This is a genomic window from Cupriavidus sp. HE11 (assembly GCF_056097175.1).
This window is the reverse complement of record NZ_CP184464.1, coordinates 2,028,971-2,046,348: the sequence shown is the minus strand read 5'-3', so window position 1 is coordinate 2,046,348 and position 17,378 is coordinate 2,028,971. Positions and strand designations below refer to the sequence as shown.

The 17,378-nt window shown below is 67.5% G+C and carries 19 protein-coding genes; 6 read left to right on the top strand and 13 right to left on the bottom strand.

Annotated features, from left to right (window positions below; all coding sequences use genetic code 11):
• Positions 1 to 11 precede the first annotated feature (11 nt).
• Entirely contained in the window at positions 12 to 839 is an 828-nt protein-coding gene (locus tag ACOABP_RS09465; protein WP_474224729.1) for a type III pantothenate kinase, read from the bottom strand.
• Positions 836 to 1,714, bottom strand: a complete 879-nt coding sequence (locus ACOABP_RS09460; protein WP_474224728.1) for a biotin--[acetyl-CoA-carboxylase] ligase — start codon at positions 1,712 to 1,714, stop codon at positions 836 to 838. Before ACOABP_RS09460 ends, ACOABP_RS09465 begins: the two co-directional genes overlap by 4 nt.
• Positions 1,715 to 1,867: 153 nt before the next feature.
• Between ACOABP_RS09460 and ACOABP_RS09455 the strand changes: the two genes are divergently transcribed.
• Genes ACOABP_RS09455 through ACOABP_RS09435 form a run of 5 tightly spaced genes read left to right on the top strand, consistent with a single transcriptional unit; the run spans position 1,868 to position 6,882 of the window.
• On the top strand, positions 1,868 to 2,998 hold the full coding sequence (locus ACOABP_RS09455) for an MlaE family ABC transporter permease (protein WP_474224727.1): 1,131 nt from the start codon (positions 1,868 to 1,870) through the stop codon (positions 2,996 to 2,998).
• On the top strand, positions 2,995 to 3,855 hold the full coding sequence (locus ACOABP_RS09450) for an ABC transporter ATP-binding protein (protein ID WP_474224726.1): 861 nt from the start codon (positions 2,995 to 2,997) through the stop codon (positions 3,853 to 3,855). The genes ACOABP_RS09455 and ACOABP_RS09450 overlap by 4 nt, the downstream gene beginning before the upstream one ends.
• Positions 3,855 to 4,796 carry an MlaD family protein gene (locus ACOABP_RS09445; RefSeq protein ID WP_474224724.1) on the top strand — a complete coding sequence of 314 codons (942 nt, stop codon included), beginning with the start codon at positions 3,855 to 3,857 and terminating at the stop codon, positions 4,794 to 4,796. The genes ACOABP_RS09450 and ACOABP_RS09445 overlap by 1 nt, the downstream gene beginning before the upstream one ends.
• A gap of 44 nt (positions 4,797 to 4,840) precedes the next feature.
• Complete coding sequence (locus tag ACOABP_RS09440) at positions 4,841 to 5,548, top strand: ABC-type transport auxiliary lipoprotein family protein (RefSeq protein WP_474224723.1); 708 nt, start codon at positions 4,841 to 4,843, stop codon at positions 5,546 to 5,548.
• Positions 5,549 to 5,598: 50 nt separating this feature from the next.
• Positions 5,599 to 6,882 carry a VanZ family protein gene (locus tag ACOABP_RS09435; RefSeq protein ID WP_474224722.1) on the top strand — a complete coding sequence of 428 codons (1,284 nt, stop codon included), beginning with the start codon at positions 5,599 to 5,601 and terminating at the stop codon, positions 6,880 to 6,882.
• A 37-nt stretch (positions 6,883 to 6,919) separates the two neighbouring features.
• Here the strand turns inward: ACOABP_RS09435 and pcp are convergent, their stop codons facing one another.
• The 9 genes from pcp to ACOABP_RS09390 all read right to left on the bottom strand — a co-directional run bounded on the left by pcp (position 6,920) and on the right by ACOABP_RS09390 (position 14,397).
• Positions 6,920 to 7,579 (bottom strand): pyroglutamyl-peptidase I, encoded by a 660-nt coding sequence (gene pcp / locus ACOABP_RS09430; protein WP_066734792.1) that lies wholly within the window; start codon positions 7,577 to 7,579, stop codon positions 6,920 to 6,922.
• A gap of 10 nt (positions 7,580 to 7,589) precedes the next feature.
• Positions 7,590 to 8,540 carry a DUF979 domain-containing protein gene (locus ACOABP_RS09425; RefSeq protein ID WP_474224720.1) on the bottom strand — a complete coding sequence of 317 codons (951 nt, stop codon included), beginning with the start codon at positions 8,538 to 8,540 and terminating at the stop codon, positions 7,590 to 7,592.
• Between the two features lie 3 nt (positions 8,541 to 8,543).
• Positions 8,544 to 9,290 (bottom strand): DUF969 domain-containing protein, encoded by a 747-nt coding sequence (locus ACOABP_RS09420; protein WP_474224719.1) that lies wholly within the window; start codon positions 9,288 to 9,290, stop codon positions 8,544 to 8,546.
• 54 nt (positions 9,291 to 9,344) lie between these two features.
• Positions 9,345 to 10,085, bottom strand: a complete 741-nt coding sequence (pxpA, locus tag ACOABP_RS09415; RefSeq protein WP_092600375.1) for a 5-oxoprolinase subunit PxpA — start codon at positions 10,083 to 10,085, stop codon at positions 9,345 to 9,347.
• 36 nt (positions 10,086 to 10,121) lie between these two features.
• Positions 10,122 to 11,141 carry a 5-oxoprolinase subunit C family protein gene (locus tag ACOABP_RS09410; RefSeq protein WP_474224717.1) on the bottom strand — a complete coding sequence of 340 codons (1,020 nt, stop codon included), beginning with the start codon at positions 11,139 to 11,141 and terminating at the stop codon, positions 10,122 to 10,124.
• Complete coding sequence (pxpB, locus tag ACOABP_RS09405; RefSeq protein WP_474224715.1) at positions 11,138 to 11,788, bottom strand: 5-oxoprolinase subunit PxpB; 651 nt, start codon at positions 11,786 to 11,788, stop codon at positions 11,138 to 11,140. The genes ACOABP_RS09410 and pxpB overlap by 4 nt, the downstream gene beginning before the upstream one ends.
• Before the next feature lie 343 nt (positions 11,789 to 12,131).
• Positions 12,132 to 13,121 (bottom strand): lipoyl synthase, encoded by a 990-nt coding sequence (gene lipA / locus ACOABP_RS09400; RefSeq protein ID WP_066734777.1) that lies wholly within the window; start codon positions 13,119 to 13,121, stop codon positions 12,132 to 12,134.
• A 66-nt stretch (positions 13,122 to 13,187) separates the two neighbouring features.
• Positions 13,188 to 13,907, bottom strand: coding sequence for a lipoyl(octanoyl) transferase LipB (gene lipB / locus ACOABP_RS09395; RefSeq protein WP_474224712.1), 720 nt, complete (start codon positions 13,905 to 13,907; stop codon positions 13,188 to 13,190).
• Positions 13,908 to 14,028: 121 nt separating this feature from the next.
• Positions 14,029 to 14,397, bottom strand: a complete 369-nt coding sequence (locus ACOABP_RS09390; protein WP_474224710.1) for a DUF2917 domain-containing protein — start codon at positions 14,395 to 14,397, stop codon at positions 14,029 to 14,031.
• A gap of 194 nt (positions 14,398 to 14,591) precedes the next feature.
• On the opposite strand from ACOABP_RS09390, the gene ACOABP_RS09385 reads away from it, so the two are divergent.
• Positions 14,592 to 15,548 (top strand): transcriptional regulator GcvA, encoded by a 957-nt coding sequence (locus ACOABP_RS09385; protein WP_066734750.1) that lies wholly within the window; start codon positions 14,592 to 14,594, stop codon positions 15,546 to 15,548.
• Here the strand turns inward: ACOABP_RS09385 and ACOABP_RS09380 are convergent.
• The gene (locus ACOABP_RS09380; RefSeq protein ID WP_474224708.1) at positions 15,545 to 16,660 is read right to left on the bottom strand and encodes a tyrosine recombinase XerC; all 1,116 of its coding nucleotides are present in this window, start codon (positions 16,658 to 16,660) and stop codon (positions 15,545 to 15,547) included. The genes ACOABP_RS09385 and ACOABP_RS09380 overlap by 4 nt on opposite strands.
• A gap of 16 nt (positions 16,661 to 16,676) precedes the next feature.
• A complete protein-coding gene (locus ACOABP_RS09375) occupies positions 16,677 to 17,348 on the bottom strand; it encodes a DUF484 family protein (protein WP_474224706.1) in 672 nt (223 codons plus the stop codon).
• Positions 17,349 to 17,378: the final 30 nt, after the last annotated feature.

Below are 17,378 nucleotides of genomic sequence, written 5' to 3'. Positions count from 1 at the left end.
TGGCAATGGGCTCAGGCGGGCAGCGCCATCGCATGCAACCCAAGCAGCACAAGATTATCGTGCATCTCGAACGGCATCGCGAGCGCCCCGGCCACCGCGTGACGCGCGCCGCCGGACAGCAGGCAGCGCACTGCACCGCGTTCGGCCAGCGTACGCCATGTGCGCTCGATGGCACCGGCCTGCGCGGCCAGGCAGCCGGCGGCAATGGCATCGTGAGTGTTGTCTGCGCCCAACGCCCGCACCGCGCGCATGGCACCGGCGCCGGTATCGAGCACGTCCAGTTCCGGCAACTGCGCGGTATTGCGCGCCAGCGTGCCCAGCATCAACTGCAGGCCGGGCAGGATCAGGCCGCCCTCGAATCGCGCGCCGTCGGGCGTGGGGGTCACGATGTCGAGCGTCGTGGCCGTGCCTGCCGTGACGATCAGCAACGTCTGGCCCGGCAGCCAGCGATGCGCACCGATACTGCCGACCCAGCGATCCACCCCCAGCTGCGTCGGCTCGCGATAGCCGTTGACCAGCCCGCCACACACCGCCGTGGTGCGTACCCATGTCAGCGCGGCACTGCTGCCAAAGGCGTCCACCAGCAACGCATCGACCTTGCCGGCCAGCGTTGGCCCGGCCACGTTCGCGATCCACACCGCCGGTGCGCGGCCGCCGGCCAGCCGCTGCCACGTGCCCAGCAGCGCGGCCCGCTCGGCGGGCACGGTGTGCGTGGCCGCGCCGGCGTGCTGCCAGGGCGTGGGGAGCGCGCCCGCCAAAGGTGCCTGCGCGGCAGCGTCATCGTCGCACCAGGCCCATTTGAGCCGCGTATTGCCGATATCGATCAGCAGCGTGCTCATGCGCTGGCTCCGCGCAGCGACACCTCGCCGCTGGCAATCCGTTGCAGGCCTTCGGCCGTTTCCAGCAGCAGGTGGCCGTCGCTATCGACGCCCCGCGCCAGCCCTTCGGCCAGCACCTGGCCGTCATGCAGCAGCCGCACCGGTTCATTGCGGAAGGCATCGCGGGCCGACCACGCCGGGGCCAGCGGCGCAAAGCCCTGCGCCAGGAACGTCGCACGCATGGCCGCCAGCCGGTTCAGCACCGCCGCCAGGATGCGCGTAGGGTCGCGCTGCGCGTCGAACGACGCCATGGCCTCGGCCACGCCCGCCAGTTCGCGGCCCAGCGCCGCTTCCATATCCGGATCGCGCATCAGGTTCAGCCCGATGCCGATCACCGCCCACAGCCGCTGCGGCCCGGCCGGTACCGATTCGATCAGGATGCCGGCCAGCTTGCGGCCGTCGATCTGCAGGTCATTGGGCCACTTCAGGCCCACGCGCGTCCCGCAAGCGGCATCGCAGTCTTCCAGCGCCTGGGCCACGGCCAGTCCGACGGCCAGGCTCAGGCCGCTAAGGCGTGCCGGCGCCAGCGCCAGCGGCATCGCCACCGAGAACATCAGCCCGGCTCCTTGCCAGGGGCGCCCCTGCCGGCCACGCCCGGCAGTCTGGCGGTAGGCCACGCGCACGCGGGCAGCGTCATCGGCCCAGGGTGCCGTGCGGCTGGCCTGCGTCAGGTCTGCATTGGTCGAGCCCGTTTCCTCCACGACCTCGACCTGCCAGGACCGCGCGGGGCCGCCGTCGAGCGCCTGGCGCAGGGTGTCGGTGTCGATCCGCCATGCCGGCAGGGCAGCGGCATCGACAGCACGGTGGGCGGCAGAGGAATCGGAAATGTCTGGCATGGGGACGGCAAGAATCAGGAATCAATCCGGCGGGGCGGCATATGGCGCGGAGTCTGGCGAGATTGTAGCCGTGGCCGTGTCAGCGGATGTCCGGTCGCGTGACCCCGGTTGGTAGCATAGAATCGAGACTCCGCCATCACATGATCATCGCTTTTGGATCGCCAGCCGACGCCCGCCATTGATATCTCGCGCCAGGACGGAGCCTGCAGCATACAACTGCAAGGGGACTGGACTGCTCTTGCGCTTGCCGGCTGCCATGAGGCACGCGGCCTGCGCGCCCAGCTGCACGAACTGACCGAGGCGCCCCAGCACGCCGAATGGTCGCTGGCCGGCGTGACCCGGCTCGACCATATCGGCGCGCAGCTGATCTGGCAGGCCTGGAACGGCCGCATGCCCGAGCGCGTGGAACTGAACGACGGCCAGCGCAGGGTGTTCGAGCGTATCCAGAACCTGCGCACCGACGGCTGGCGCAAGACCATGGTCGACCGTTTCAATCCGGTGACCCTGCTGGGCACCCGGCTGCTGTCGTTCTTCGCCCAGCTGGGCGTCGGCATCACCATGCTGGGCCAGCTTGCGTTCGACCTGCTGCGTTTTGCGCGCGCGCCGCATCGCGGCCCGTGGCGCGAGATCTCCGCCAACGTCTACAACGTTGGCTACAAGGCACTGGGGATCACGGCGCTGGTCGGGTTCCTGATCGGAATCGTGCTGTCCTACCTGTCGGCCAACCAGCTGCGCACGTTCGGCGCCAGCACCTTTATCGTCAACATCCTGGGCATGGCCGTGATCCGCGAGCTGGGGCCCGTGCTGGCCGCCATCCTGATTGCCGGCCGCTCCGGCTCGGCCATCACCGCCCAGATCGGCGTGATGCGCGTGACCGAGGAACTCGACGCGATGAGCGTGATGGGCATCTCGCACGGCTTCCGGCTGATCATGCCGCGCGTGATCGCGCTGGCCATCTCGATGCCGCTGCTGGTGGCGTGGACCGACGTGATGGCACTGGCCGGCGGCATGGTGGCCGCGCGCTACCAGCTCGACATCAGCTACGCGTTCTTCCTGCGCCAGTTGCCCGACGCGGTGCCGGTGGCCAACCTGTGGCTGGGCCTGGGCAAGGGCGTGGCGTTCGGCATGCTGATCGCGCTGACCGCCTGCCACTTCGGGCTGCGCATCAAGCCCAATACACAGAGCCTGGGCCAGGGCACCACGGCATCGGTGGTGACGTCGATCACCGTGGTCATCCTGGCCGACGCGGTCTTCGCCATCCTGTTCAAGAACGTGGGCCTATGAATACCATCGCCACGCCGGAAGTCGGCCCCGACACCCCGCGCGAGAAGATCATCGAGGTGCACAACCTCGTCAAGCGCTACGGCGACAATGTCGTGCATGACGGCCTGAACCTCGACGTCTATCGCGGCGAGGTGCTGTCGATCGTAGGCGGCTCGGGCACGGGCAAGACCGTGCTGCTGCGCCAGATCGTGGGGCTGGAGCGGCCGACATCGGGCACGATCAAGGTCTTCGGCGAGAACCCCGCCAGCCTGAGCCCCGCGCAGCTGCAAACGCTGCGCAACCGCTGGGGCCTGCAGTTCCAGCGCGGCGCGCTGTTTTCGGCGCTGTCGGTCATCGACAATATCGCGCTGCCGCTGCGCGAAATGCGCGCGCTGCCCGACAACCTGATCTGCCAGGCATCGCTGCTGAAACTGCAGCTGGTGGGCCTGTCGGCCAAGGACGCCGACAAGATGCCGTCGGACCTGTCGGGCGGCATGATCAAGCGTGTGGCGCTGGCGCGCGCACTGGCGCTGGAACCCGAGCTGGTTTTTCTGGACGAACCTACTGCGGGCCTGGATCCGATGGCGTCCGACGACTACGTGGCCCTGATCCGCGAACTGCGCCGCGAGCTGGGCCTGACGGTGGTCATGATCACGCACGACCTGGACACGCTCGTGGCGCTGTCCGACCGCGTGGCCGTGCTGGCCGACCGCAGGGTGCTGGCCGCCGCGCCCATTCCCGAGGTGATCAAGGTCGATCATCCGTTCATTCGCGAATACTTTCTGGGCGACCGCGCCCAGCGCGCGCTGCAGGCGCTGCCCGCCCTCAAGGGCCCTGGCAGCCCGGCCGCGCCAACTGGAAATACTGGAGACACCTGATGGAAAACAAGTCAAACGCCTTCCTGGCAGGCGTGTTCACCATCGGACTGGCGATCCTGGTGCTGTTCTCGCTGTTCTGGTTCAGCAGCGACCACGCCGTGCGCGTGCCGTACGACCTGATCACCCGGTCGACGGTCAACGGGCTGGGCCCCCAGGCCGACGTGAAGTATCGTGGCCTCGATGTCGGCAAGGTGTTGTCGATCAAGTTCGATCCGCAGGTGCCGGGCCAGATCATCGTGCGCATCAGCGTCAACCAGGACACGCCGATCACGCGCACCACCTACGCCACGCTGGGCTTCCAGGGCGTGACCGGCATCGCCTATGTGCAGCTGGACGACACCGCGCGCGAGGACGGCGCCAGCTCCAGTTCGCCGCCGCTGCACACGTCGGCACGCGAGCCCGCACGCATCGTGATGCGCCCCGGCTTCTTCGAGGAACTGGAAAAGCGCGGCGACTCGCTGCTGACCCAGACCGAGACGCTGATGTCATCGCTCAACGAGATGTTCCAGACCACCAATCGCGACGAACTGATGGCCGCAATCAGGTCGGTACACAAGACCGCCGACGACTATTCGAAGCTGGCCGCGTCGCTGCAGCCCGCGGCCGCCCGCCTGCCGCAGGCCGTGGACAACCTGAACGCCACGCTGGCCTCCACGCGCCGGCTGGCCGATGACCTGGCCAACCCGCATGGCACGGTGATGAGCACCGTGAACCGCGTGGGCGAAAACATGCAGGGCGCCGCCGATTCGGTGCAGCAGGCGGCCGGCATCTTCACCCAGGAAACGCTGCCGCAGATCAACGGGCTGGCGCGCGATGCCCGCCAGGCCACGCGCAGCATCGACCGCGCAGCCGGCCAGTTCAACGACCAGCCCAGCAGCGTGCTGTTCGGCGGCTCGTCCGTGGCGCCCGGACCCGGCGAGCCGGGCTTCCACGCCCCCTGAACCGTCGCCGCGCCATGCGTCAGATCCACCGTCGGGAATCCACCATGAGAACCGCTTCCGCCCTTGCCTCGCTGGTCATGCTGACGGCGCTGACCGCCCTGTCCGGCTGCAGCGTGCTGTCGCCCGCCAAGCCCAGCACCACCTACGACCTTGGCCCCCTGGCCGCCGCGCCGTCCCAGCCGCCTGCCCGCCTGCCCAAGCTGCGGGTGGCCGAGACCGATGGCCCGACATGGATGGACGGCCGGGGCATCTATTACCGGCTGCAGTACACCCAGGCCCAACGGCTGCAGGCATACGCCACGCAGCGCTGGGTAGACGCCCCGACGCGGCTCTTCGACGACCGCCTGCGCGACGCCGTGTCCGCGCGCGGCGAACTGACGTGGTACGGCGACACCACCGTACCGGCGATCAAGGTGGACCTGCTCGGCTTCGAACAGGTCTTCGACTCGCCCACCAGCAGCCGCGGCGTGGTGCGCGCGCGGGCCACGGTCTTCCACAAGGGACTGATCGGACAAAAGACCTTCGTGGCCGAGCAGCCGGCGCCCAGCGCCGACGGCGCGGGCGGCGTGAAGGCGCTGTCGGCCAGCAGCGACGCGGTCATCGCCGCCATCCTCGACTGGACCGCCAAGCTGCCCCTGGAGGCCGCCACCGCAGCCGGCCCGGCGCAGTTGCCGCGCGTGAACCCGCCCGGGCGCAACGCGGTGCCGCTGCCGCCCGACGAGACACCCAAGCCCACGCCACCACGCCAATGAGACACGAAGCGCCTATAGTGCGAATCAGGCCGTAAGGTTTTACGCAGTCAATGGCACCGGATACGCCCCTGCCTCCTTCGCCCCCGACGCCCCCGCTGGCTCCGCCGCAACAGGAACTGGAGGGCTGGATGCCCCGACATTCGCCCCTGGCGCGTGTGGGGCTGATCTGCTTCACGCTGCTGGTGGTCTACGCCAGCCTGTATCCGTTCTCGGGCTGGATAAGCAACGGCATCTCGCCGTTCGCGTTCCTGACCGCCCCCAAGCCGCGCTACATCACCGAATTCGACCTGCTCACCAATGTGCTGGGCTACTGCCCGTTCGGCGCGCTCGTGGTGCTGTCGCTGCATCCGCACGTATCGGGCGCGCGCGCCACGCTGATCGCGCTGGTGGCCGGCGCGCTGCTGTCGTCGGTCATGGAAGCGCTGCAGACGTGGCTGCCTACCCGGATATCGTCGAACATCGACCTGATCACCAACGCGCTGGGCGCGCTGCTGGGCGCCGCCGTGGTGGCGCCGTTCACGAGCGCGCTGATCGACCGGGGCAACCTGACCCGCCTGCGCATGGCGTGGTTCGAGCCACATGCCAGCTTCGCGATCGTGCTGATCGTGCTCTGGCCGTTCGCGCAGGTGTTTCCGCAGGAGCACCTGTTCGGCATGGGGGGCATCGTGCGCGAATGGCTGACCGATCCCGACTCATGGCCGATGGTGTGGGTGCAGGCCTATTTCCCGGCACTGATTGCGTGGCAGGACAGCATCAACCTGCGGCCCGACGACCTGCAGAACCAGTTGCTGCTGGAAACCATGGTGACGGCATCGAGCTGGATCGGCACCGGGCTGTTTGCGTCGCTCGCCATGCGGCGCACCGCGCCGATGCTGCGCATCCTGGCCGGGCTGCTGACCGCCGCACTGATCATCAAGGCCAGCGTCGCGGAGCTGCAGTTTCCCGACGACAACGCGTTCAACTGGCTGTCCGAGGGCGGGCGCTTCGCCCTGCTGACCAGTTCGCTGGTGCTGGTCCTGCTGCTGCGCCTGCCGCGCTGGCTGCGCGCGGTGCTGGCCGTGGTATCGCTGATCGGGCTCGTGGTGCTGACCAATATCCTGCCGCCGAACCCCTACGCGTGGATTTCGGAGCAAGGCTGGCGCATGGGCCGCTTCGTCCACTTCAACAGCCTGGCGCAATGGCTGGGCTGGCTATGGCCGTTCCTGGCCTTCTTCTATGTGGTCTGGCGCTTCGAGCAGATCACGCTGCGGCGGCGCCTGCAGAAACGCGCCCAGCGGCGCGCCACGGCGCGGGCTGTGGCAGCGGCGACACAAGACCGGCAGGAATCGAAATAGCACCGCCGGCCAGTCATCGACTGCCCGCCGGCAGCGATCAGTGCAGCTGGCCGCCCTGCTCGCGGATATCGGTATCGGTCGCCAGCGATGTGGCAACGGCCACGCGCAGGCCGGCGATCAGCGTGTCGAGCGCCAGGCTTGGCGCGCCGGGATGCCGTGCGGCCTGCTCGGGCAGATAGGGAATGTGGATGAAGCCACCGCGCGTGGCCGCCGTGGTCTGGCGTTGCGCCAGCGCGTGCATCAGCCCGTAGAACACGTGGTTGCAGACAAAGGTGCCAGCAGTCTGCGACACCATCGCCGGCACGCCGGCGGCGCGCATGTCGCGCACGATGGCCTTGATCGGCAGCGTCGAGAAGTACGCGGCGGGGCCATCCGGCGCGATGGTGTTGTCGATGGGCTGGGCCCCGGCGTTGTCGGCAATGCGGGCATCGTCCACATTGATCGCCACGCGCTCGATCGACATCTCGGTGCGGCCGCCGGCCTGGCCCACGGCAATCACCACATCCGGTTTTAGTGTTTCTACGAGTGCCGCCATCGCATCGATGGCATTGCCGAATACGCACGGCAACTGGCGCGCGACGATCACCGCATCGCCCACGCGCTCGCCATCGAGCGCCCGCACCGCCTCCCACGAGGGATTGATCGGCTCTTGTTCAAACGGCTCGAAGCCGGTCAGCAGGACGGTACGGACGGACATGGCAGTTTCCTTACATCAGGAAGTAAAGCAGGAAGATGTTGGCGATCAGGATGCCAAACGCGGTGGGTAACTGCGCGCGGATCACGGCGTTCTTGTCTTCCAGTTCCAGCAGCGCGGCCGGCACGATATTGAAGTTGGCCGCCATCGGCGTCATCAGCGTGCCGCAGTAGCCCGAGAACATGCCGATGGCCGCCATCACGGCCGGGTTCCCGTGGAACACGCCCACCAGGATCGGCACGCCGACGCCACCCGTCATCACCGGGAACGCGGCAAAGCCGTTGCCCATGATGACTGTGAACAGCGCCATGCCCACGCAGTAGACCGTCACCGCCACGAACTTGAAGTCCATGTTGATATACGACGTGGTCAGGTGCGCCACGGCCTTGCCCACGCCGGCATCGGCAAACACCAGGCCCAGCATCGCCAGCATCTGCGGCAGCACCAGCGCCCAGCCCAGCGCCTCGATCAGGCGGCGCGATTCGCGCATGCTCTGCGCGGGCGTGTCGCGCGTCAGCCAGCAGACCACGAACAGCGACACCAGGCAGCCCACGCCCAGCGACACGAACGTGACGTTCTTCGGATCCAGCAGCGGCAGCCCGGCAATCTTGAAGTCCTTGAACAGCACCGTGCCCAGCACCGTGATCAGCGGAATCAGCAGCGCAGGGATGAACAGCTTGTTGCCCAAGCGCCTGGCGCTGGCGCGGCGCTTCTCTTCGGACAACGTGCCGTGCTTGCCATGGCCCACGCCGCCAAACCCGGCGATCAGCGCCATTACCACGGCACCCACGCCGACGATGGCCGGCGGGATCTTGTCGCCGATCAGGAAGATGATGGCGTAGAGCAGCCAGAACAGGCCCGTGGTCAGCCGGCGCGGATGCGTCTTGTCCGCGAACGTCATCAGCGCGGTAATCAGCAGGACAAAGCCGGCCAGCCAGTAGAGATACTCGATCGAGATAATCATCGCTTACTCCCCTTTGGCTGCGGCTGCAGCAGCGGCGGTGGCCGGCGTGCCGGCCGGTTGCTTGCCGCCGAGCTCGCGGGCCAGCCAGCCATCCAGGCGCTTCAGGCGCACGGCGTGGATCAGGAAGGCGCAGATTGCGGTGGGGATACCCCACACGGCAATGTGCAGCGGCTCGACATCGATGTTCGACGACAGCAGGAACGTGTGCATCAGCGCGATGGCACCGAACGCCACGAAGATGTCCTCGCCGAAAAACAGGCCCACGTTGTCGGTGGCCGCGCAGAATGCCAGCACGCGCTGGCGCACCGGCTCGGGCAGGTGGCCGAAGCGCGTTTCCGCCGCGCCTTCGGCCATCGGGGCCAGCAGCGGACGCACCATCTGCGGATGGCCGCCCAGGCTGGTCAGGCCCACGGCGGCGGTCAGCTCGCGCACGGCCAGGTAGACGATCAGCAGGCGGCCGACCGTGGCCGATGCGATGCGCGAAATCCACGCCTGCGCATGCTCGCGCAGCCCGTGGCGTTCCAGCAGGCCGATCACCGCCAGCGGCAGCAGGATGATCAGCGGCAGGTTGCGTGCCTTGACGAAGGCCGTGCCGATGGCAGTAAAGATTTGCACGACCGGCATCGACGCGGCCAGCCCCGTGACAATGGCGGCTGCCGCCACCACCATCATGGGATTGAACCGCAGGACGAAGCCAAGGATGATGACGCCGACCCCGAGCAGGGGCCAAAGATTGACAGCCGATTCCATAGGAAACACCTGATTACGAGTGGAGCAAAGCCTGCGCCTGCCGGGGGGTGCCCGTCAGTTGCCGGCCCGGATGGCGATGCCTTCCGCGCCGAGCCGTTCCCGGATGCGGCGCGCAAAGGCAAGCGCGTGGGCGCCATCGCCGTGCAGACACACGGTTTCGGCGCGAATCGGTACCCAGGTGCCGTCGATCGCGCGCACCTGCTTGTCGCGGATCATCGACAGCGTCTGGTTCAGGGCAACGTCTTCGTCGTCATGCAGCGCACCGGGCGTGCCACGCTTGACCAGCGTGCCGTCGGGGTTGTAGCCGCGGTCGGCAAACACCTCTTCCTTGACGCGCAGGCCCGCGTCGCGCGCCATGGTGATCATCTGGCTGTTGGCCAGGCCGAAGAAGACAAGGTCGGAATCGTAGTCGCGCACGGCGCGGATAATCGCGTCGCACAGCCTTGCATCGCGCACCGCCATGTTGTACAGCGCGCCGTGCGGCTTCACGTGGGCCAGCTGGCCGCCCTGCGCGCGCACCATGGCGTCGAGCGCGCCAATCTGGTACAGCACGTCGGCGTAGACCGCTTCGGGGTCGCGCTGCATTTCGGTACGGCCGAAGTTCTCGCGATCCGGAAAGCTCGGATGCGCGCCGATGGCCACGTTGTTGTCCAGTGCCCACTTCACGGTCTGCAGCATCGTCGCCGCATCGCCCGCGTGCCAGCCGCAGGCCACGTTGGCGGAACTGATCAACTGGATCAGGGCTTCGTCATTGCCGCAGCCTTCGCCAAGGTCGGCATTCAGGTCGATTTGCATGGGGACGTTCTCCGGATGTGTGGGGCGATTTAAGAGTTATGCGACGAACCGAGTTGTCGTGCGGCGGCGCGCGGCAATCAGCATGCCGGCGCCCTGCCAACGCAGCGCCTGGTCGATCTGGCGCAGGTAGCGGTCCACCTCGGCCTGGGCGGCGGCGGCCTCTTCGACCGACACCTGCTGGAAGCGCACCGTGGCGCCCAGCGGCACCTGGGCCAGACGCCACAGGTCGGCGCCGATCACGGTGCCGATCTTCGGATAGCCACCCGTGGTCTGCGCGTCGCTCATCAGGGCAATCGGCTGCCCGTTGGGCGGCACCTGCATCACGCCCGGCACCACGCCATGCGACAACAGGTCGCCCGAGCGGTCGGCGCGGCGCGCCAGCGCAGGACCCTGCAGGCGCAGGCCCATGCGGTTGCTCTGCGGCGTGATCGACCAGTCCGACGACCACAACGCCGCCTGCGATTCGGGCTCGAAATCGGGATATTCGGGGCCGGCCAGCATGCGGATCACCAGCGCATTGCCCTCGCGCCGCAGCGGCAGCGCCCAGCCCGGCGCGGCCACGCCAACCCAGTCCTGCTCGGCATCGATGCCGGGGCGGCCCACGGGCAGGTGGTCGCCCTCCTTCAGCACGCGGCCTTCGAAGCCGCCGAAGCCGGACTTGAGATCGGTGCTGCGGGATTGCATGACCAGCGGCACGTCGATACCGCCAGCCACGCAGAGATAGGTGCGCGAGCCACCGCGTGGCGCGGGCAGCGTCAGCGTTTCGCCACGGCGTACGTCGAACGCATGCCACGACCAGACCGGCACGCCATCGACGTTCGCGCTGCACTCGGCGCCGGTCAGCGCCACGCGCATGTCGGCCTCGAAGCGCAGCGCCGCGCGGCCCAGCGTAAATTCGATGGCGGCCGCATTCGGATCGTTGCCCAGCAGGCGATTGCCCACCTTCAGCGCCAGCCCGTCGGCGGCGCCCGAGCGGCCCACGCCGAAGCGGCGGAATCCCGTACGGCCCTGGTCTTGTACCGACGCCTGCGCGCCAGGTCGAAGGATCTCGATCACAGCAACACCTCCTCGGCAACAAAACGCACGGTGTCGCCAGGCGCGAACAGCGATGGCGGATCGCGGTCAGCCACGAACAGCTGTGCCTCGGTGCGGCCGATCAGTTGCCAGCCACCGGGCAGCACGGCCGGATAGATGCCGGTCTGCTCGCCACCAATGCCCACGGCACCGGCCGGCACGGCCAGGCGCGGCTCGCGGCGCCGCGGCGTGGCAAGTTCGGGCGCCAGGCCGCCCATATAGGCAAAGCCAGGCTGGAAGCCCAGGAAATAGACCACGTATTCGCCGGCGGCGTGGCGGCGCACCACTTCCTGCAGAGTCAGGCCGGTATGCGCGGCCACATCGGCAATATCGGGACCGAACTCGCCACCGTAGCGCACCGGAATTTCCACGAGCTTGCCCGTGGTGTTGCGCGTCTCGCCCGACGCCCACGCGAGCTTCAGGTTGCGCTCCAGCGCCGCCACGTCGGCCGCGTCGTCAAAGGTCAGCGTGAGGTTGTTCATGCCCGGCACCACATCCACCACGCCACGCCAGTCGGCAGCACGTTCAGCCATGGCCCAGATGCGGCGCTGAACATCCAGCGAGGCTGGCGGCGCGACGCTATAGAGCAGCGCCTGCTCGGCCAGACGGTGAACGGTGCATTGGGGCATGGAGGGCTCGCTGGTTGGGGGCGGGGCTTCGATCCATGCAGTGTAGGCGCCACAGGGACCGCGACATGTCTCGCCGATGAACCCGATGTGACTCAATCGAATTTCATCAACGATTTATCGATAAATTCATCATATCGAAACATGGCAACGCCCGGCACTCGGGGTAGACCCTATGTAGTTATGCACCATTTGGCGGAAGTTGGCGCCACAAGGGTGATTAAGTGGCGATTACCAGACTGCGCACGAAAGGGAACTGAAAGGCGCGTTGCAGACATCCGGCGCAAAAAAAACCGGCCAGGGGATGCCTGGCCGGTTTCTTGTGAGAGAGAGACGTCCTGGGGGATTACGCAAACCCCGCCTGATGCGCCTGCTGGTCGGCGTGGTACGAGCTGCGGACCATGGCGCCGACGGCGGCGTGGGTGAAGCCCATCTTGTAGGCCTCTTCCTCGAACATCTTGAAGGTGTCCGGATGCACGTAGCGCATCACCGGCAGGTGGTGGTTCGACGGGGCCAGGTACTGGCCGATCGTCAGCATGTCGATGTCATGCGCGCGCATGTCGCGCATGACTTCCAGGATTTCCTCGTCGGTCTCGCCCAGGCCCACCATCAGGCCCGACTTGGTCGCCACGTCCGGGTTGCGGCGCTTGAATTCCTGCAGCAGCTTCAGCGAGTGCGCGTAGTCCGCGCCCGGGCGAGCCTGCTTGTACAGGCGCGGCACCGTTTCCATGTTGTGGTTCATCACGTCCGGCGGTGCCGTCAGCAGGATGTCCAGCGCCTTGTCCAGGCGGCCACGGAAGTCGGGCACCAGCACTTCGATGCGGGTGTTCGGCGACAGTTCGCGCGTCTGCGAGATGCAGTCCACGTAATGCTGGGCGCCGCCGTCGCGCAGGTCGTCGCGATCCACGCTGGTGATCACCACGTAGTTCAGCTTGAGCTGGGCGATGGTGCGTGCCAGGTTGCCGGGCTCGTTGACGTCAAGCGGGTCAGGACGGCCGTGGCCCACGTCGCAGAACGGGCAGCGGCGCGTGCACTTGTCGCCCATGATCATGAACGTGGCCGTGCCCTTGCCGAAGCATTCGCCGATGTTCGGGCAGCTGGCTTCCTCGCACACGGTGACCAGGTTGTTGGCGCGCAGGATGTCCTTGATCTCGTAGAACCGCGAGTTGCCGGTGGCGGCCTTGACGCGGATCCAGTCCGGCTTCTTGAGCTTTTCGGCCGGCACGATCTTGATGGGGATGCGTGCGGTCTTCTCGGCCGACTTCTGCTTCTTGGTAGCGTCGTATTCAGGCGTTTGCGGGGCTTCGCTGGACGTGGCGATCAGTGCGTCGCTCATACTGTTCTCCGCACGCGCAGCCGCGTGCATGTTTGGCGTTGATTCGGGGCCGGGCGTGCCACGGGTTCAGGCAGCCTCGGCAGCGGCATTCCCGTGGGCCTGGGCGCTCGCCTCGCGTGCGGTCAGGACCTCGCACAGGGCCGCCGCCAGGCGTTGTGCGATTGCGGGTTGTTGTGCCGCGGTGACGGGCAGCGGGCCGGCATCGTGCGCCGCCACGAAGGTGGCGCCCGCGGTGGCCATGTCGACCGTTTCCAGTCCGGCATAGCCGCAGGGGTTGATGCGCAGGAACGGGTCCAGGTCCATCTGCACGTTCAGGCTGACACCGTGGTAGCTGCAGCCGTTGCGGATCTTGAGGCCGAGCGCGGCAATCTTGGCGCCCTGGTGCGGACCATCGGACAGATAAATGCCGGGGGCGCCGGGCTTGCGTTCGGCTGCGAGATTATACGCCGCGAGCGTGTCCAGTACCGCCTGCTCGATGTCGTTCACAAGCTCGCGCACCATGAGGTGCCGGCGCCGCAAATCGAGCAGCAGATAGGCCACGACCTGGCCGGGTCCGTGATAAGTGATCTGACCGCCACGGTCGATCTTCACGACCGGAATCGCGTCGTCGGGGGCCAGCAGGTGTGCGGGGTCTCCGGCCTGCCCGAGCGTATAGACCGGCGGGTGCTCGACCAGCCAGATCTGGTCGGGCGTCTCGGGCGTGCGTGCGGCGGTGAATGCCCGCATCGCGTCGAAACAGGGCTCGTACGGCTGGCGGCCCTGATCGATGACTTGGATCGGATGCATGCCCGAGAGTGTAACGAAAAGGGCCGGTCTGCGCTGGGACAGACCGGCCCTGATCTGGGTCATTCCGGGTCATTTGCCGTCGGGCGGCGGCCATACAAGCCTCGGCCGCCGCGCCCCGGGATCATGAGGCGTGGATCTTGTCCTGCCCCGGCGTCCATTCCGTGCCTCGAACCAACCGGCGCGCGGCGCGGAACACCAGGTGCGGCAGATCGGCCAGGGTCAGGGCCGGGCGCCGTGCCTCGGCGATCAGCGCCAGCCGCACCGGACCGCTGGCGCGCGTGTCGACGCTGAGCACGATCTCGTCGCCGCGCCGCAACAGCAGGCTGCCGCCGCAGCGCAGCCAGTAATCCTCGGAATCATTCTCGCAGGTCACCCATACATCGACACCCCTGGCATCTTCCACAAACAGGCGCTGGGCGGCATGCACCGACAGCGGCGCAACTTCGCCGGGGTTCAGCGTAAAGACGGTCGTTGTGAGTAGGGCTTTCATGATGGCTTCTCCGTGAGTCCGGGGTCCCGCTGTGTTGTCGGAGTGGCCGAAACTGGCTTGGTCGTTGGACCAGAACAGTTGAGGGCGTTGTCTGGCGGGGTCCGGTGAGTGAATTCTAGTGATGACCCCGGCGCTGGCAAAACGATATATATTCTTGTGTCTTGTTAGCTCATCTCACATAGACGAGGCCCATCATGGTCTGGAGCGGTACCTGGAACCCGGACGATCCCCGTAGCTGGAAACGCGAATTTCCGCGCCTGCCGGCGCTGGCTGCCCTGCGCACGTTCGAGGCGGCCGCGCGTCACGAGAGCTTTTCGCGTGCCGCGGCGGAGCTGTTCGTCACCCACGGCGCGGTCAGCCACCAGATCCGCGCCCTGGAGGAAGAACTGGGCCAGCCGCTGTTCGAGCGGCGCGGCAAGCGCGTGATGCTGACGGCAAACGGCCGGCTCTATGCCGAACGGGTGCGCGACGCACTGCTGCAGATCGCCGACGCCACGCGTGCCCTGCAGGCCGGCAACCGCGAGAAGCGGCTGACCATCAGCACCATGCCGTCGTTTGCGGCGCGCTGGCTCACGCCGCGCATCGGCAGCTTCATCGAGCAGCATCCGGAATTCGATGTGGAACTGCTGTCGTCGAACTCGCTTGTGGACTTTGCCAGCGAGGAGGTGGACGTGGCGCTGCGCATGGGTGGCGGCCAGTATCCGGGCCTCTATGTCGAACGCCTGCTGGACGATGTGTTCTTCCCAGTCTGCAGCCCCGGCTTCAACGGCGGACGCCTGCCCGAGCAGCCCGCGCACATGGCCGGCATGCCGCTGCTGCGCGGAGAGGGCGATCCGTGGAAACCGTGGTTCGAGGCGGCCGGACTGGCGTGGCCGGAACCGACCAAGGGCCTGATGATGCAGGATTCGTCGCTGCTGCTGCAGGCCGCGGCCGAAGGCCAGGGCATTGCGCTGATTCGCTCGTCGCTGGCCTATAACGACCTGCTGTCGGGCCGCGTGGTGCGGCTGTTCGAAGTCAGCATCCCGTGTCCGTGGCTGCTGCATTTCGTCTGCACCCACGCCAGCCTGGCCACGCCGAAGGTGCAGGCGTTCCGGCAATGGCTGCTGCCGGAAATGGAGCGCTTCCGGAACATCCTGTCGCAGTGGACCTAGCCTTCGGTGCCGGCGCTGCCGCCCTCTCCGGCGCCGGTCGCATCGGCTTCATCGGCCCCATCGGGCCGCCCCGGCGCTGATCCGGGTACGCTTTTCTTCAAGCGCCCGGCGCGGGGATGGGCCTGATCGTAGACCTTGGCAAGGTGCTGGAAGTCGAGCGACGTATAGACCTGCGTGGTGGTGATACTCACGTGGCCCAGCATCTCCTGCACCGCGCGCAGGTCGCCCGACGATTGCAGCACGTGCGTGGCGAATGAATGCCGCAGCATGTGCGGATGCACGTTGGACGGCACGCCGGCGGCCAGCGCCTGTTGCTTGATGCGCGTCTGCACCGTGCTGCCCGACAGCCGCTTGCCGCGCGTGCCCAGAAACAGCGCGTGCAGGTCCTCGGGCAGTGCCCCGGGCCGCAGCAGCGTCTCGCGCACCGCCAGCCACGCCTTCAGGGCCGCCAGCGCCTTGCTGCCCACTGGCACGGTCCGGCGGCGCGATCCCTTGCCGATCACGGTCACCTCGGCGCCCTTCAGGTCGAGCCAGCCAGCCGACCGGTACTCGCCGTCCTCGGTATAGCGCACGTCGAGCTGGATCAGCTCCGACAGCCGCAATCCACTGGAATAGAACAGCTCGAATACGGCCTGGTCGCGGATCGCTTCGGTCGTGTCGCCGCGCCTGTGCGCCACCAGCGCCACGGCGTGTTCCACCGATAACGCCTTGGGCAGCGGCTGCCCGCGCTTGGGCGCCCGCACCCCGTCAACCGGATTGGCGGTCACGCCATGGCCGTGCCGCGCCGCCCACAGAAAGAAGCCGCGCCAGCCGGACAGCGTACGCGCGATGGTGCGCGCCGACAGGCCGCTGCCGTGCAGGCGGGCGGCGAAGGATCGGATATGGCGGGTTTCCAGCGACAGCAGCGGCACGCCCGCGGCAAAGCGCGTGGCCGATTCCTGCAGCACGGACAGATCGTGCGCGTAGCTGGTCAGGGTGTGGTCGGCGAGCTTGCGGTTGGTCGCCAGCCAGTCCAGGTAGCGCAGCACCAGCGGATCGGGAGCCGGCTTTGGCGCCACGGCGGTATCCGTGGTGGCTGCGGCCTCATCCTTGCCTGGCTGGCGCTTGCGCATGGCGGAAGGGTGCGATTCAGTCGCGCAGGCGGTTCAGGGCGGCGCCGGCCACTTCGCCGATCTGCGCCAGATACGCGGTGCCCATGCCTTCGTGGAAGCGGCGCGGTTCGGACGAACCAAGCACCAGCAGGCCGAACGCGGCACCCGGGCCATCGTCGCCGGGGCGGGCCGGCACGCGCAGCGTCACCATGGCCAGCGACGCGATGTCGTCGCGCTCCAGCAGGCTGGCGGCCTCGAAGCCGCTGTTGGCACCGCAGTACGGCACGCGCAGGCCTTCGGCAAACAGGCGCAGATCGTCGCTGGCGCCCTGCGCCACTTCGATATGCGCGAACGCCTCGCCCACATTCCACAGGCGCAGCGCCACGGCCGGCACATCGAATACCTGCTGCAGGCCGTCCTGCACCGCATACGGCAGCGCGTGCGAATCCGCTTCGGCCAGCAGGCGCAGTTGCCAGGCATGCATGCGCTGCTGCGTGCGGTCGTTCTCGTGGCCGTGGCGAACCAGGTCGGCCAGCTTCAGTTCCAGACCCTTGTTCTTCTCGCGCAGGATTTCCATCTGGCGCTCCTGCAGCGACACGGCCCGGTGGCTGTGCGGGCTGGTCAGTTGCACCGTGGCCAGCAGTTCGGCATGGTCCTCAAAGAACTGCGGGTTGCTCTGCAGATAGGCTGCGACGTCCTGGGCGTTCATAAGCTTCTACCGATAAGATTTTTTCGGTTG

What these genes read in the sequence shown, in the direction of transcription:
- ACOABP_RS09435 (WP_474224722.1), top strand. Translation starts at nt 5,599, where the DNA reads ATGGCACCGGATACGCCCCTGCCTCCTTCGCCCCCGACGCCCCCGCTG.
- pxpA (WP_092600375.1), bottom strand. Translation starts at nt 10,085, where the DNA reads ATGCAAATCGACCTGAATGCCGACCTTGGCGAAGGCTGCGGCAATGAC.
- ACOABP_RS09375 (WP_474224706.1), bottom strand. Translation starts at nt 17,348, where the DNA reads ATGAACGCCCAGGACGTCGCAGCCTATCTGCAGAGCAACCCGCAGTTC.
- pxpB (WP_474224715.1), bottom strand. Translation starts at nt 11,788, where the DNA reads ATGCCCCAATGCACCGTTCACCGTCTGGCCGAGCAGGCGCTGCTCTAT.
- ACOABP_RS09440 (WP_474224723.1), top strand. Translation starts at nt 4,841, where the DNA reads ATGAGAACCGCTTCCGCCCTTGCCTCGCTGGTCATGCTGACGGCGCTG.
- ACOABP_RS09445 (WP_474224724.1), top strand. Translation starts at nt 3,855, where the DNA reads ATGGAAAACAAGTCAAACGCCTTCCTGGCAGGCGTGTTCACCATCGGA.
- lipB (WP_474224712.1), bottom strand. Translation starts at nt 13,907, where the DNA reads ATGCATCCGATCCAAGTCATCGATCAGGGCCGCCAGCCGTACGAGCCC.
- lipA (WP_066734777.1), bottom strand. Translation starts at nt 13,121, where the DNA reads ATGAGCGACGCACTGATCGCCACGTCCAGCGAAGCCCCGCAAACGCCT.
- ACOABP_RS09390 (WP_474224710.1), bottom strand. Translation starts at nt 14,397, where the DNA reads ATGAAAGCCCTACTCACAACGACCGTCTTTACGCTGAACCCCGGCGAA.
- ACOABP_RS09380 (WP_474224708.1), bottom strand. Translation starts at nt 16,660, where the DNA reads ATGCGCAAGCGCCAGCCAGGCAAGGATGAGGCCGCAGCCACCACGGAT.
- ACOABP_RS09385 (WP_066734750.1), top strand. Translation starts at nt 14,592, where the DNA reads ATGGTCTGGAGCGGTACCTGGAACCCGGACGATCCCCGTAGCTGGAAA.
- ACOABP_RS09465 (WP_474224729.1), bottom strand. Translation starts at nt 839, where the DNA reads ATGAGCACGCTGCTGATCGATATCGGCAATACGCGGCTCAAATGGGCC.
- ACOABP_RS09460 (WP_474224728.1), bottom strand. Translation starts at nt 1,714, where the DNA reads ATGCCAGACATTTCCGATTCCTCTGCCGCCCACCGTGCTGTCGATGCC.
- ACOABP_RS09420 (WP_474224719.1), bottom strand. Translation starts at nt 9,290, where the DNA reads ATGGAATCGGCTGTCAATCTTTGGCCCCTGCTCGGGGTCGGCGTCATC.
- ACOABP_RS09450 (WP_474224726.1), top strand. Translation starts at nt 2,995, where the DNA reads ATGAATACCATCGCCACGCCGGAAGTCGGCCCCGACACCCCGCGCGAG.
- ACOABP_RS09425 (WP_474224720.1), bottom strand. Translation starts at nt 8,540, where the DNA reads ATGATTATCTCGATCGAGTATCTCTACTGGCTGGCCGGCTTTGTCCTG.
- pcp (WP_066734792.1), bottom strand. Translation starts at nt 7,579, where the DNA reads ATGTCCGTCCGTACCGTCCTGCTGACCGGCTTCGAGCCGTTTGAACAA.